Below are 14,325 nucleotides of genomic sequence, written 5' to 3'. Positions count from 1 at the left end.
ACCGCTTTCGTTTTGCTCTACACTATCGGCCTTGATTTCTAACCGCAAAATAAGCATGGCTGACCCGTCACAATATTCCAACCACACCCCCATGATGGCCCAATACCTCAAGATTAAGGCTGAAAATCCTGATGTTCTGCTCTTTTACCGCATGGGCGACTTCTATGAGCTTTTCTATGAGGATGCCAAACGGGCCTCTGCCCTGCTGGACTTGACCCTGACCAAGCGGGGATCTTCCGCTGGCGAGCCCATTCCCATGGCCGGCGTGCCCTATCATTCAGTTGAAGGCTATTTGGCTAAATTGGTCAATTTGGGTGTATCGGTGGCCATCTGTGAGCAGATCGGCGACCCGGCCACCAGCAAGGGGCCGGTGGAACGCAAGGTGGTGCGGATTGTGACCCCGGGCACGGTCAGTGATGAGGCCCTTCTGCCCGAACGTCAGGATAATTTGGTAACAGCGGTTTATGCTGAAAAATCCACCCTGGCCCTGGCCAGCCTGGATATGACCTCGGGCCGTTTTCTTATCTCTGAACTGCCTAGCCCAGAAAGCCTGGCCTCTGAACTGCAACGCCTGCAACCAGCCGAAATCCTCTACCCAGAGGACTTCGCCCACATGGGCCTGCTGGAAGGCTACAAGGGTCTACGCCGCCGGCCTGTTTGGGAGTTTGAGTTGGTCACGGCTATTAACCTGCTCAACCGCCAATTTGGTACACAAAACCTGACGGGGTTCGGGGTGGAAAAGGCGGTGGTGGCCCTCTGTGCGGCTGGCTGCGTGCTCCACTATGCCCAGGAAACCCAACGCACCGCCCTGCCCCATATCAACAGCATTCATCTTTCCCAAAACAGCGATACCGTCCTGCTGGATGCTGCCACCCGCCGTAATCTGGAGCTGACCCAGAACCTGGCCGGTGGCACGGAAAATACCCTGGCCTCGGTCTTGGACAAGTGCGTAACCCCTATGGGTAGCCGCCTGCTCAAACGCTGGATCCACCAGCCCATTCGTGATCTCAACCGCCTGACCCAACGTCAGCAAACCATCAAGGCCATCCTGCAAGCGGATCTGGTTTGCGACCTTCAGCCCCTCTTGCAACAGGTAGGCGATATGGAGCGGATCCTGGCCCGGGTTGCCCTGAGAACGGGCCGCCCTCGGGACTTAACCCGCCTGCGGACAGCCCTAGCCCAGATCCCTGCACTTGCAAATTTATGCCAAAACCAGCCCGCTTGTTTAAGTGAGAGACTGGTAGCCATGGGGGACTTCAGTGATCTGCACGACCTCTTAGAACGAGCTATTATCGATAGCCCCCCGCAACTCATTCGGGACGGAGGCGTGATTGCCCCAGGTTATCATGCGGAGCTAGACGAATGGCGATCCCTGGCTGAAGGGGCCACCAAATACCTGGAGGACTTAGAGGAGCGGGAACGGCAGGCCACGGGGATTGATACCCTTAAGATCGGCTTTAATGCGGTGCACGGCTACTATATTCAGATCAGCCAGGGCCAGGCCCACCGGGCTCCTATTCACTATGTCCGCCGCCAGACCCTGAAAAATGCTGAACGCTACATCATTCCAGAGCTTAAAACCTATGAGGACAAGGTGCTGAAAGCCAAGGGAGCTTCACTGGCCCTGGAAAAGCAGCTCTATGAGGAACTCTTCGACCAGCTCCTGCCATGCTTGGGCCAGCTACAGCATGCCAGCCTGATCTTGGCTGAATTAGACGTACTGACCAACCTGGCCGAGCGGGCGGAAAACCTCAACCTGACTTGCCCGACCTTCAGCCCTCAGCGGGGCATCAACATCAAGTCCGGCCGCCACCCAGTTGTGGAACAGGTACTCAAAACCCCCTTTATGGCCAACCCGGTTTACCTGACCCCCAACGCCACTTGCTAGTGGTTACTGGCCCTAATATGGGCGGTAAGAGTACCTATATGCGGCAGATTGCCCTGATTAGCCTCATGGCCTATATGGGCAGCTTTGTGCCGGCCGAAAGTGCCGAAATCGGCCCCCTTGATCGGATCTTCACCCGAATCGGGGCCAGCGATGACCTGGCTTCCGGCCGTTCTACCTTTATGGTAGAAATGACTGAAATGGCTAACATCCTACATCAGGCCACGGAAAATAGTCTGGTCTTAATTGATGAAATCGGGCGGGGAACCTCCACCTATGATGGTCTATCGCTGGCCTGGGCCTGTGCCGAATGGCTGGCCAAGAAGATCCAGTCGCTGACCCTCTTTGCCACCCACTATTTCGAGCTCACCAGCCTGCCTAGCCAGCTCAAGGGCGTGGCCAACGTGCATTTGGATGCCCGTGAACACAAGGACAGCATTGTCTTTATGCACACGGTAGAAGAAGGGGCGGCCAGCAAGAGCTACGGCCTGGCCGTAGCAGCCTTAGCCGGCGTGCCTAAACAGGTGGTTAGCCTGGCCAAGCAGAAATTGGTGCAGTTGGAGGCCATTTCGGTGCAAACGGCCGATCTAACCAAACACCCGCAGGAAAGTTTGTTTGCAGAGGTGCAAGAAGAACCTGAGCAAGCGGTTAAAAGTCAGGAAAATTTTGCAATTTTGCAGGCACTTAAGGATATCAACCCTGATGAGCTCACGCCTAAGCAGGCATTGGAGGCTTTGTATCACTTGAAGGGGCTTATAAACTAAAAAAGGGCGGAAATCCGCCCTTATCTATTTTTTAATCCAAACCCACAATAGCCCAGCGATTATGGGATTTACCCTCAATCTTGCCGGCTTTCACATTGGTCAGGTAGTCGATCATCATATTTTGGATGGTGCCTTGTTCCTGGCCCATGGCCACTTTAGACTCCCATACAACAGGAATTTGCTGGCCTTCTAGCACGCCGCCCTTACGCACCAGCTGATTGAAGCGGTAGGAGTTCATGCCCACCTTGAGCTTCATCTCATCAGTCACTTTTGTGCCATCGGCTAGGCTTAAATCAACAATCTTGCTGCCGCTTGGGTTACGTAGGTCGATCTTATAGCTCACACCGCCAAAAATATCAAAGGTCACATATTTGGATTTCTTGCGTTCAGCATTGTAGCGGTAGTCCTTGTCGCCTGGTTGGATGGTGTCGAAGTAGTCGGCCGACCATTCCATATAGGTTTTGAGTTGTTTGCCGCTCATTTCATAGACGGTGACATCGCCGCCTGCATAGCGGTAGTTGTAGATAACATCTTTCTTCTTAATCTCGCCCTGGTCTTGGCGGACCTTTTCATGGTCGAAGGCAAAAGAAACGACATCCGCCCCGCTATAATGTTGTTGTACATCATTGATGTAGGAGGACAACCCCGTGTCCTGGGAGAAGGCAATCGATACCCCGTGATTTTTGCCTTGAGGCACCATTTCATTGACCGTTTGGCCAATCACCACATTATTTAAACGGCGGAGTTCTTCATGATAAGGCTTGTAAATTTCTTCGATCACAGGGTCGCTTGCCAGATCCTTAACAGGCACCGTTTTGGCGGTTTTAGATAGCAACTTAACCTTACCTTTTTCATCCACATCAAAGGTCAGATCGACTTCAGACACGACAGTGCCGTAGCGATGTGGCTCGGTAATCAGGGTGTTTTTGATGGTTTCTGCCGGCACATTTTTGTGCATATGGCCGGCGATGATCACATCAATCCCGTCCACAGCATTGACTAAATCTTCCACACCCGTATCAGGAATATTGTTTTCGTTTTCAATCCCCATATGGGCGAGAACGACGATGGCATCCACCCCTTGTTTTTTTAGGGCAGCAATTTGGACCTTGGTTTCCTCAATTGGGGAGCTAAATTTCATATCCTTTAAATGGCCAGTGTCGGCTTCAAAAGTGGCAGACATTGGCGTGGTCAAGCCGATCACTCCAATTTTTACGCCTTCTCTTTTGATAATGGTGGTTGGCTCCAGGTAGCGCCTGCCATCATTATAGTAGAAATTGGCTGTGATTTTTTGAGCCTTAATGTCTTCCAAAATGGCATCTAAGGCCGGCATACCAAAGTTAAATTCGTGGTTGCCTAGAATGAAAATATCGTAATCCATGGCATTCAGCACTTTCGGCACAGGGTTGTCTTTGGCATACTCTGGTGTTTTGGCAAAGACTTCCACTTGGTTGTCTTGAATGGCATCACCAATATCAACTAAAACCACGTTTTTGTGTTCCTTACGAACGCTGTCCACATAGGTTTTAATTTGGGCGTAAGATCCAGACTTATCTTCCACGTCTGCCCCATAGCTCCAAGGCACAATCCGGCCGTGCACATCTGATGTGCCTAAGAATTTCACATTCACTTCTTTGGCGACAGCCAAGCTAACCGCAGACAGGACAAAAAGGGAGGTCAGTAGTTTTTTCATAAGATTTCCTCAAGAATGAATTGGGCAGCAATTATAGCAAATCGCTCAAAGAATGTTGGTTAGAGAACATACAATAGGAGAGAAATGATGATCTAGCTCGTCATTTATTCCCTAGGGTAACAAAGTGACCCTAGGTTAAGCATAAACTTGCCCCTTTGGGGCAAAGGTCGAGAATAAGAATGATCATTCCCCAAAGGAGAATCTTTATATTTAACCGTGGGTAACTCGTTACCCACAGCCAAAACAGGATAAGAAAAAACCCAGCCTTGGCTGGGTTTTGAATTACGCAGAAACAGATTATTTGATTTTTGCTTCTTTGTAGATAACGTGTTTACGCACAACTGGATCAAATTTTTTGATTTCCATTTTTTCTGGCATATTACGTTTGTTTTTTGTTGTAGTGTAGAAGTGACCGGTTTCTGCGGTAGAAACTAAACGGATTTTCTCACGATTACCTTTAGCTGCCATTTACTGCTCCTTAGATTTTTTCGCCACGAGCACGGATTTCAGCTAATACTGCATCAATGCCTTTTTTATCAATAATACGCATACCTTTGGCTGTTAAGCGTAAGGTTACGAAACGGTTTTCGCTCTCAACCCAGAAACGGTGAGTGTGAAGGTTTGGTAGGAAGCGACGTTTGGTCGCATTCATTGCGTGTGAGCGGTTGTTACCAACTGCTGGACGCTTGCCTGTTACTTGACAGACTCTAGACATTTGAACTTCTCCAATAAATTTACTTAAGCTTAAGTTAATTGGTCGGATTATCAGGGCCTTGGCCTTCCGACTACCTCGTCAGGTATTACCCGACCTTAACTACGGTTTTAAAGACCTGAAATTATACAGAGATCCTAGGGCCTGTTCAAGCAGATTTCTCGCTCTGGCCAGACAAGCGGGGAATTTTTTTGAAAAATTTGCAAAAAATGGGCCAATTTACCCCGCTTGAGCTACCCTATTTTAACTTGAGCAGCGGCTCACCCGCCTTTTCTACCGCCCGTTGGTAGGCGGCTCCTTGTTCAATTTGGGCTAGATAACGGGCAATTTGCGGATATTGGCTCATATCCAGCCGCATGCGAGCAGCTTGTAAGGGGTAGCTCATCATTATATCCGCCCCTGAAAGCTTTTCGCCCATCAGCCATGTTTTGCCTGTCAGCTCCCGCTCCACATGGGCCAAGTGCAGGGCCAGTTGCGGATGAAGGAAGCTCTGCTTAACGCTGCCGCTGATTTTGCGGGCAATGGGCCGCACAAAAAAGGGCATTGGGGAACTTTCTACCCGTTGGAAGACCAAACTCATTAGCAAGAGTGGCATGAGCGAGGCTTCGGCATAATGGAGCCAGCGTTGATAGGCCCAGTAATCGGCCGAGCCATATTCAGGCATAAGCTGCTGGCCATAGCGGCTGATGAGATAATCGGTGATCATGCCGCTTTCGGTTAGCACCTGCTCGCCATCTTGCAAGATGGGCGACTTGCCCAGTGGATGAACCTGCTTGAGGCTATCAGGCGCCAAGAGGGTTTGGCTGTCTCGGGCGTATTGCTTGAGTTGGTAATCCAGGCCCAGCTCTTCCAAGAGCCAGACAATGCGTAAGGCTCGGGATTGGGCGAGTAAGTGTAGGGTAATCATAAGGCTCCTTAGCTTAATAATGCGGCGGTGGGGTTTCTTCCTCTCTTGAGGCGATGTTGCTGCCCTTCATGCCTGAAAGTTTTTCCGCCAAATGGCGGACTTGCAGTTGCAACTTATCCAGGGCAAACTGCTGCTCAATAAGGGCCTGATTAAGCTCCTCCAGAGTAAATTCTTGGAAGGCCAGCTTGGTTTCTAGCTCGGTAATACGCTCAAGAAGGGCGGAATTTTGTGGGTTCATGGTAAAAAAGGTTGTATCTTAAAGGAATACACTTTAACCTATTCAACCTGTGGTTTAAACCTCTCAATTAGGAATTTTTATGTTAAAAGCAAAATTATCAGTGCTTGCCCTGTTTGCAGGCAGCGTCCTGGCTCAATCTGCTGTTGCAGCAGACAAAGTCGATGCCAAATACATTGAAGAGGCCTCTTATGCCGTGGGCATTTTGATGGGCCAAGGCATGAAGGACAACATTGACGATGTGATCGAGTCGCAAAAAAACCTCTTCTCTTATGATAAGGCCAGCGTACTCAAGGGCATTGATGATGCCTTAAAGGGCAATGAAAAGCTAGACAAGGATGCCCTTCAGGCTAAATTGGAAAGTTTGGATAAGATCCTGCTAGAAAAAAGCAAGCAATTAGATGAAGAGCGTGCTAAAAACACCATGGCCCAGGGCGACAAGTTCCGTGCTGACTTTGAAAAACAAGCCGGCGTGAAGAAAAGCTCCTCAGGCCTCCTCTACAAAATTGAAAAGGCTGGCGAAGGTGAGTCACCAAAAGCCACTGACACGGTCAAGGTTCACTACAAGGGCACCCTTACCGATGGCACGGTGTTCGACAGCTCCTACGAGCGTGGTGAGCCGATTGAGTTTCAATTAAATCAGCTTATCCCAGCCTGGATCGAAGCCATTCCTATGCTGAAAAAAGGCGGTAAAATGGAGATCGTTGCGCCACCAGCCCTGGCCTACGGCAACCGTGCAGCCGGCAAGATCCCACCTAACTCAACCCTGAAATTTGAGATTGAGTTGTTGGATTTTAAGGCTAAGTAATCAGCCGTTCATATGTATGATGGCGCCAGCGTCCACGCTGGTGCCTTTATCTTTATCAGCACCAGAATAATAATAAAAGATAAAACTTATGGATTCCCAACCCTTTACCCTTGAAGACTACGCCATTATCGAGTCCTATATTCCTGTGGTGGACGGCCTGGCCGCCCTCTTTGGCGAGCACTGCGAAATCGTGCTGCACTCTCTCGAAAGCCTGGAAAATTCGGCCATCTATATCGCCAATGGGCATAATACCAACCGCCGTATCGGCTCCCCCATTACCGACCGCGCCCTGCGTTCACTCCACCAAATGAGCCAAAACAACAGCGTGGCCAAGCCCTATTTTACCAAGGCCAAGTCCAACGGTTTGATGAAATCCAACACCATCGCCATTCGCAACAGCCGCCAACGCATCATCGGCCTGCTTTGCATTAACATCAACCTTGATGTGCCTATGTCCCAGTTTATCGCGGCCTTTATTGCCCCGCAAGAGGAAGAAAATAGCGTTAATTTCGCCAGCTCGGTAGAAGATCTGGTGGCCCAAACCATTGAACGCACCATCGAGGAAATCACCAACGACCGCCTGGTGGCCAACAATAACAAGAACCGCCAGATCGTGGCCTCTCTCTATGAAAAGGGGATTTTCGACATTAAAGACGCCATCAATCAGGTGGCCGACAGGCTGGACATCTCCCGCCACACGGTTTATCTCTACATCCGCCAAATCAAGCAGGATCAGGACTAATGCGTTACGTTCTTGCCATCAAAAGCCCGGTTTATGGCTCGCAGGCGGCCTACCTGGCCTACCAATTCGCTCAAGTCTTGTTGGAAGAAGGGCATGAGATCCGCCAGGTCTTCTTCTTCCAAAATGGGGTTAGCCATGCCAATAGCCTGATTAACCCGGCCAGCGATGAATTTAACCTCCAAACCGCTTGGCAAAACTTGGCCCAAACCCACCGCTTATCGCTACATTTATGTATCGCTGCTGCCCAACGGCGGGGGGTGGTCAATCAAGAAACAGCCAAAAACGGAGAAGATAACTTGGCTCAGGGCTTTACCCTGGCAGGCCTGGGCGAATTTAGCCAGGCCGTGCTGGAAGCCGACCGCCTTATCACCTTTTAAGCCATGAAATATAAACTTGCCATTCTCTTTACCCAACCGCCCTTTGGCTCCTCTGCCAGCCGTGAGGGCCTGGATGCCCTGCTGGCCGCTTCAGCCTTTTGCGAGGAAGACCAAATTGCCATCTGCTTTTGGGGCGATGGGGTCTTCAACCTGCTGGCCGGACAAAAGCCTGAGCAAATCCTGCAAAAAGATCATATCAGCACCTTCAAGCTGATTGAGCTTTACGACTTAACCCAATGCTTTGCTTGTGAAGAAGACCTGGCCAGCCGCCACTTAATCCAGGCTGACTGGATAATCGATTTCCAAACCCAAAGCCAGGCCGACATCATGGCCATTCTCAACCAATCTGAAAAGGTACTGACCTTCTAATGCTTTATACTCTTTCCCAAGCCCAATACGACCTGCCTAGCCTTACCGCTCAACTGGCCCTGCTAGGCCAAGATGATGCCCTGCTTTTATGGCAAGACGGCGTCCTACAAGCGGTCAAAAACCCGCAAATTTTTGCAAACCTGGCCCATGTTTTTGTGCTAAAAGAAGATTTACTTGCAAGAAACCTACCTCTTCCAACCGCTTGTCAGGCCATTTCCCTCAAGGAATTAGTGACCATTACTGAAAGGTTTTATCCGCAGGTGGCTTATTAAAAATAGCCAACAAAAAAGGACGCATAAGCGTCCTTTTTCACCTTCATCGACTTGAATTAACGGGCGTTAAACTCAATACGGCGGTTTTGGGCACGGCCTTCGGCTGTGCCGTTGTCTGCCACCGGGTTAGCTTGACCATAACCCACCGCATTTAGGGCATCAGCTGGTACGCCTTGGTTAAGCAGGTAGTTACGCACAGCGTTAGCACGGGCTTCTGAGAGTTTCTGGTTGGCTTCTGCATTGCCTGTGTTATCGGTAAAGCCTGAAATTTCGCCGCTACGATTGTTTTCAATCAAGTGCTTGGCAAAAGCGTTGAGGCGGTTGAAATAACGAGGGCTAATGTCCGCAGAACCGGTGTTAAACACAATGTCTAGGTTGAGCTTGGCGGCATTCATATCAGCAATCACTTCAGCTGCTGGCTCTTCTGCCTCAACAGCTTGGGCGATGGTGACTTCATCGGTGTTAATGCTAAAGGCATCACCTAAGAGGGCTTTGGCCTTGGCGGCCAGTTCGACTTTTTCTTCGCCCTTGGACACTTGGCCCACAAGGTTAAGCACGGTGTCAGCAAAGCTGCCTTTCACGCCTGGAAAGTCTTTGACCAAGCCAGCCAGGCCTGCGAAGTTGGTAAAGTTAGATTGGGTGGCATTGGCATCCACAACTAACTCATCAAGCACAGGCAGGTTAAGGCCCTTGAAGCCGTCTAAGATGCTGGCTTTCACGCCATCATTGTTTACTGTACCAGATAAGGCCAAGCCTTTGGCAGTTTGTGCCCAGCCAAAGTTGCCTAGGCCATCAACCAGTTTAGCGATAGGATCAGCCACTTTCACGCCGTCAGTATTGATAGCGAAAAGGTTGCCTAACACCGCCTTGGCCTTGTCTAATAAGGAAGCCTTGGCTTCGCCGCTTTCCACTTGACCCAAGAGGTTAAGGGTCGTGTCGACAAAAGCACCGCTCACACCTGGGAAGTCCTTGAACAAGCCCGCTAAGCCTGCAAAGTTAGAGAAAGAGGATTGTGGGGCGTTGGCATCAACCACCAATTTATCCACCAATGGCAGGCTGCCTGCCAGACCCTTGAAGGCATCTAAAATGCTAGTTTTCACGCCCTCATTGTTTACTGTGCCAGACACGGTGAAGTCTTTATCCGTTTTTAACCAAGCCAGGTTGCCCAGGCCATCCACGGTTTTTGGTGCCACTTCAACATTGGTAGCCGGTTTGGCTTCTGGTGCTGGTGCAGCAGCGGTGTTATTCGCAGGTGCTGCTGTTGTGGTGGTTGCTTGCTTGTCAGAACAGCTCTTAATGCCGAAGAAGGCAGCTAATAAAACAGCCGCACCCAGCAACCATTTGCCTAGGCCGCCTGATTTTTTCTCTTCCGCAACAGTGGCTTTGGCTGCGGTTGCTGCACCAGTGGCAGCGGCACCTAGGCCTGCAACCTTGGCTACATTGCCAAGCACATCATTAAAAGAAGCACCAGTGAAACCAAGGGCCGCAAGGGATGAACTGTCTAAGTTGCCGGCCACTTTCTTGGTTTGCTCACCCAAGAGGCTGGCGAAACCAGCCAAGCCCAGGCCACCTGCAATCTTATTTTTAAAGAAGGCCAAGACCACTGGCACTAAAGCACCCAAGAGGCCTTTTACCGCCATTGGGGTGGTGTTATTGCTGTTGGCCAGATGATCAACGATAGAATCTGCACGGCTACCAAAAATGCTTGGTAGAAGGTTCTTGGCCATATCAATTAAGTGGCTATTGGCCGCTAAGTTGCTTTTGCCCGCCAACACATCTAAAGGGTTGCCCTCAAGACTGACATTTTTGATCAGATCAAAGAGATTAGATGCCCCATCCTTGCTTCCTGCCTGCTGGGCCATACCACCCAAGACCATAGAAAGGCCCTTGGTTAAAAGATTGCCACCTTGCTCGTGTGAAAGACCAAATTTATTGGAAACTTGGTTGAGGATAAGCTCACGCACAGGGCCTTGAAGTAGTTGGGATAAATCGAAATTCATAACATTCCTTATGGTTTTTAACAAAAAATGGCTGATAACAGCCGAACCCAACCATTGTAGGCCTTATATGCCACAAGCAACACAATCTTTACAGACTTTTATACTCTGCCATCAAATGTAATGAAATATAAATTGTTGAACTTATGCTATTTAGTCCTTTAAAAGCGGCTCATAACGCTCATCGGTCAAGGTTTTCAAAAAGGCTTCGAGGGCCTCAATGTCCTCATCGGTCAAGGCCCTGGCCTTGAGTTTTTCTTGGGGCAGGTTCTCTGCAAAGGGCAGTTTTTCCCAGGGCTTGCCGGTTTCAGGGTTGAGGGCTCGGGCAGGGTTGTTGAAGTGATCGATGTACTCAATCACAGTGCGCAGCTCACGGAAGATGCCATTGTGCATATAGGGGGCAGTGACAGCCACATTCCTAAGCGTGGGGGTTTTGAACTTGTACTTGGCCGCCTGCTGGTGTTCAGGCTTAATATGCGGGTTTTCCGCCAAGCCCAAGTCCTCAAAATCGGCAGGCAGGCCATTGTGTTCAATCACAAAGAGATTGCGGGGCACTTGCAGGTTATGGTAGCGAAAATCGGTGAAAATCTCTTTTTCCCCCTGCGATTGATGGCAGTTTGAGCAACTGGTTTTGCTCTTGTCGAAAAAAAGCTCCCTCCCCTTCTCTTCTAGGGCTGTCAGGCTGGCCTTGCCCTCCAGAACCTTATCATACTTGCTATCAAAGGGGGCCAGGAGGCGTTTTTCAGTTTGGAAGGTGGCCAGTGCATCTTCCATGGCTGCATAAACGCCCTCATAAGACTGCCAGACCTCCTGCCCATAAAATTGAGTGAAGAGCTGGCGGTACATAGGCAGGCTATAGAGGCGTTTGGCCACCTCAAGCTGGTTGGGCATGCCCATTTCGAGCGGATCAAGTGGTGGCATGCCCGACTGCTGGGCTAAATTCTTGGCCCGACCGTCCCAAAATTGGCCGCCGACATATTCTTGGGCAACTTCATCAAAATGAAAATCGGGGGCAAACTTAGCATAAAGCATGGTGGGTGAATTTCTCCGCCCAAATTTGCTTGGATCATCGCCTTGGGATACCATCTGCTGGGCTGAAGTTTCCCGCAGATCCACAAAGGCCGTATCTGGACTGTGGCAAGAAGCGCAATTTTGGTTGCCATGGAAGGACAGGCGATCATCAAAAAAGAGGATCTGGCCCATCAGAGCCTTGTCCATCCCGCCCGCAGGCATGGTGCGGGCCTCCTTTTCAAGGGCAAGGAGGGGGGTGGAAGTTAGCATCAGGCAGAGGGTAAAAGCAGTTTTCATACAAGCGGGACAAAAAGTCAAAATATTTGCAAATTTTACGCCAAAACCCACCGCTTGTAAGACCTATTTCGAGGTAATTTGCTGGCCATCTTGTGGCCTCAGGCAGGAAAGCAGGGCCAAAAGCACTAGCCCGAAGCCTGCTACACTCACAAAGGTGGCACTGAAGGCCTGCTCAAGTGGCAGCTGGCTGGCTCGGAGGGCATTTAAGATAACCGAGGCCACAGCAATGCCGATCCCAATGCCGACCTGTTGGATCACACTTAAAAAGGTGGCACCTGCACTGGCCTGGCTGTCGCTCAAATCTGACACGGTCAGGGTGTTGATACAGGTAAACATAAAGGAGTTACACACACCGCATAAAAGCAGGATGAGGCAGATAAGCCAGAGGGGCGATTGGGCATGAAGGAGAGCGAGACTTGCGATGGTCAGGCTCATGGCCAGGGCATTGGCCTGCAAGGTGCGTTTATAACCAAAACGCTTGAGGGTAGGTACGATGGCTCGTTTGGCTAAAATTGCCCCCAGTGCCATGGGTGCCACCAGCAGGCCAGCCTTATCGGCACTGTAGCCATAGGCCAGCTGCAACATAAGCGGTACCAGGAAGGGCACGCCCGCATTGCAGAGGCGGATAAAGAGGTTGGCCAACATACTCAGCCCAAAAGTGCGAACCCTAAAGAGCTTAAGCGGCAGGATAGCCTTGGGGCTATAATGATCATGCAGAGCATATAACCCCATAAAGGCTAGGCCAAGTGCTAATAATAGGAGGGCTTGGTTTATCTTGGCCATCTCTTCTGCCATCATTTCCAAGCCCAGGGTCAGCAAAACCAGGCTGGCTGCAAAGAGCATAAAACCACGGCCATCAAAGCTGATAGCCTCTCGGGTTAAGTTGGGCATATAGTGACCTGAAATCAGCAGGCCAAAGAGGCCGATGGGGAGGTTAATCAGGAAGATCCAGTGCCAAGAGGCGTGGGTGGCCAGCCAACCGCCCACCATAGGCCCTAAAATAGGGCCAACCAGGCCGGCTGTGGCCATCAGGTTCCAAGTGGCAACCAACTGGGCCTTGGGCACGCTGCGAATAATGGCTAACCTGGCCACAGGCATCATCAAGGCTCCGCCTAGGCCCTGCAAAATGCGGGCAGTGATCAAGCTGTTTAAGGAATAAGAAAGGGCGCAGGCCAACGATCCCAGCACAAAAAGCCCAATGGCCAGACGAAAAATCTTAAGCGTACCGAACCTATCTGCCAACCAACCGCTAAGCGGAATTAAGGCCGCCACCGTGAGGGCATAGCTAATAATAGCCATCTGCATATTCAGGGGCGAGGTATTGAGGCTCTGGGAAATGGCAGGCAGGGCAGTGTTGAGAATGGTGCTATCTAGGGCCTGCATAAAAAAGGCAATGGCTGCCACCCAGCCCAGTCCCCGATAATCGGTCTTATCTACGCTCATAGGTTTCCTTATCAAGCGACCTAAATTTGGCAAAAAGCTGCAAAAACTGACCGCTTGTCCGCCCTATCATAACGAAACTTGGCACCCGCATAAAGCCTTGGGCCATAACTTGTGCTAAACTTTAGGCAGTTTTTAACCAGAGGACACACTTATGAAATTATATGGCTTAAATGGCGCCTGCTCCTTCGTGCCACACACTGCACTGGAGTGGGCCAAGGCTCGTCAAAACCAATCCTATGAATTTGAGGCAGTCAGCCGTGAATTTATTAAATCACCTGAATTCTTGGCCTTTAACCCTCGTGGAGCGGTGCCTGTGCTGGTCGATGGTGATTTGGTTCTATCCCAAAACCAGGCCATTCTTCACTACCTAGATGAATGCTTCCCAGAGGCCAAACTTTTTGGTAGCACCACAGTGCGTGACAAGGCCAAGGCCTCCCGTTGGTTAGCCTATTTTAACGGCGATGTACATAAGTCTTTCGTTCCCCTCTTCCGCCTGCCAAGCTATGCCGAGGGCAATGAGGAATTGACCAAAACCATTCGCCAACAGGCCGGTCTACAGATTCTAGAGCAACTTGCTGTCGCCAACGAACATTTGCAAAGCCATGCCTTCTTCGGCGAAACCCTATGCGTGGCCGATATTTATCTCTATACCATGCTAAATTGGTGCCGCAAACTGGGCCTAGACTTTAGCCATTTAGAACAACTTGAGCCCTTTATGCAGCGAGTCGAGGCAGATGCGGGTGTGGATGCTGTACGAGTGCAGGAAGGATTGAAAGGATAGGTTCACCAAGCGGTTGGGATTTGTGGTTTTCT

Annotated in this window: 14 protein-coding genes and 1 pseudogene; 7 read left to right on the top strand and 8 right to left on the bottom strand. The window is 50.4% G+C overall.

Annotated features, from left to right (window positions below):
* Window positions 1-55 precede the first annotated feature (55 nt).
* Window positions 56-2,649, top strand: a pseudogene (locus A4G20_02040) (DNA mismatch repair protein MutS).
* Between the two features lie 31 nt (window positions 2,650-2,680).
* Here the strand turns inward: A4G20_02040 and A4G20_02035 are convergent.
* The 5 genes from A4G20_02035 to A4G20_02015 form a co-directional block, all read right to left on the bottom strand.
* Window positions 2,681-4,342 carry a bifunctional metallophosphatase/5'-nucleotidase gene (locus tag A4G20_02035; GenBank protein QIW15207.1) on the bottom strand — a complete coding sequence of 554 codons (1,662 nt, stop codon included), beginning with the start codon at window positions 4,340-4,342 and terminating at the stop codon, window positions 2,681-2,683.
* Window positions 4,343-4,639: 297 nt separating this feature from the next.
* On the bottom strand, window positions 4,640-4,810 hold the full coding sequence (locus A4G20_02030; protein QIW15206.1) for a 50S ribosomal protein L33: 171 nt from the start codon (window positions 4,808-4,810) through the stop codon (window positions 4,640-4,642).
* A 10-nt stretch (window positions 4,811-4,820) separates the two neighbouring features.
* Entirely contained in the window at window positions 4,821-5,057 is a 237-nt protein-coding gene (locus A4G20_02025; GenBank protein QIW15205.1) for a 50S ribosomal protein L28, read from the bottom strand.
* 235 nt (window positions 5,058-5,292) lie between these two features.
* Window positions 5,293-5,961 (bottom strand): glutathione S-transferase, encoded by a 669-nt coding sequence (locus A4G20_02020; protein QIW15204.1) that lies wholly within the window; start codon window positions 5,959-5,961, stop codon window positions 5,293-5,295.
* Window positions 5,962-5,974: 13 nt separating this feature from the next.
* Entirely contained in the window at window positions 5,975-6,199 is a 225-nt protein-coding gene (locus A4G20_02015; GenBank protein QIW15203.1) for a SlyX protein, read from the bottom strand.
* Between the two features lie 79 nt (window positions 6,200-6,278).
* Here A4G20_02015 and A4G20_02010 point away from each other — a divergent pair, with 79 nt between their 5' ends.
* The 5 genes from A4G20_02010 to A4G20_01990 all read left to right on the top strand — a co-directional run bounded on the left by A4G20_02010 (window position 6,279) and on the right by A4G20_01990 (window position 8,764).
* The gene (locus A4G20_02010; GenBank protein QIW15202.1) at window positions 6,279-7,004 is read left to right on the top strand and encodes a peptidylprolyl isomerase; all 726 of its coding nucleotides are present in this window, start codon (window positions 6,279-6,281) and stop codon (window positions 7,002-7,004) included.
* An 88-nt stretch (window positions 7,005-7,092) separates the two neighbouring features.
* Window positions 7,093-7,746: a hypothetical protein gene (locus tag A4G20_02005; protein QIW15201.1), complete on the top strand. Its 654-nt coding sequence runs from the start codon at window positions 7,093-7,095 to the stop codon at window positions 7,744-7,746.
* Entirely contained in the window at window positions 7,746-8,123 is a 378-nt protein-coding gene (locus A4G20_02000; GenBank protein QIW15200.1) for a tRNA 2-thiouridine(34) synthase TusD, read from the top strand. Before A4G20_02005 ends, A4G20_02000 begins: the two co-directional genes overlap by 1 nt.
* A 3-nt stretch (window positions 8,124-8,126) precedes the next feature.
* Window positions 8,127-8,492 carry a tRNA 2-thiouridine(34) synthase TusC gene (locus A4G20_01995; GenBank protein ID QIW15199.1) on the top strand — a complete coding sequence of 122 codons (366 nt, stop codon included), beginning with the start codon at window positions 8,127-8,129 and terminating at the stop codon, window positions 8,490-8,492.
* The gene (locus tag A4G20_01990; GenBank protein ID QIW15198.1) at window positions 8,492-8,764 is read left to right on the top strand and encodes a hypothetical protein; all 273 of its coding nucleotides are present in this window, start codon (window positions 8,492-8,494) and stop codon (window positions 8,762-8,764) included. Before A4G20_01995 ends, A4G20_01990 begins: the two co-directional genes overlap by 1 nt.
* A gap of 56 nt (window positions 8,765-8,820) precedes the next feature.
* Here A4G20_01990 and A4G20_01985 read toward each other — a convergent pair whose 3' ends face one another.
* The 3 genes from A4G20_01985 to A4G20_01975 all read right to left on the bottom strand — a co-directional run bounded on the left by A4G20_01985 (window position 8,821) and on the right by A4G20_01975 (window position 13,512).
* The gene (locus A4G20_01985) at window positions 8,821-10,764 is read right to left on the bottom strand and encodes a hypothetical protein (GenBank protein ID QIW15197.1); all 1,944 of its coding nucleotides are present in this window, start codon (window positions 10,762-10,764) and stop codon (window positions 8,821-8,823) included.
* Between the two features lie 150 nt (window positions 10,765-10,914).
* Window positions 10,915-12,069: a methylamine utilization protein MauG gene (locus A4G20_01980; protein ID QIW15196.1), complete on the bottom strand. Its 1,155-nt coding sequence runs from the start codon at window positions 12,067-12,069 to the stop codon at window positions 10,915-10,917.
* Between the two features lie 63 nt (window positions 12,070-12,132).
* A complete protein-coding gene (locus tag A4G20_01975; GenBank protein QIW15195.1) occupies window positions 12,133-13,512 on the bottom strand; it encodes an MFS transporter in 1,380 nt (459 codons plus the stop codon).
* Between the two features lie 151 nt (window positions 13,513-13,663).
* Between A4G20_01975 and A4G20_01970 the strand changes: the two genes are divergently transcribed.
* The gene (locus tag A4G20_01970) at window positions 13,664-14,293 is read left to right on the top strand and encodes a glutathione S-transferase (protein QIW15194.1); all 630 of its coding nucleotides are present in this window, start codon (window positions 13,664-13,666) and stop codon (window positions 14,291-14,293) included.
* The last annotated feature ends 32 nt before the right edge of the window (window positions 14,294-14,325 follow it).

Source organism: Pasteurellaceae bacterium RH1A (genome assembly GCA_012221805.1).
Taxonomy (GTDB): domain Bacteria; phylum Pseudomonadota; class Gammaproteobacteria; order Enterobacterales; family Pasteurellaceae; genus RH1A.
The sequence above is the reverse complement of the archived record's forward strand: the minus strand, read 5'-3'. Positions and strand labels throughout refer to the sequence as shown.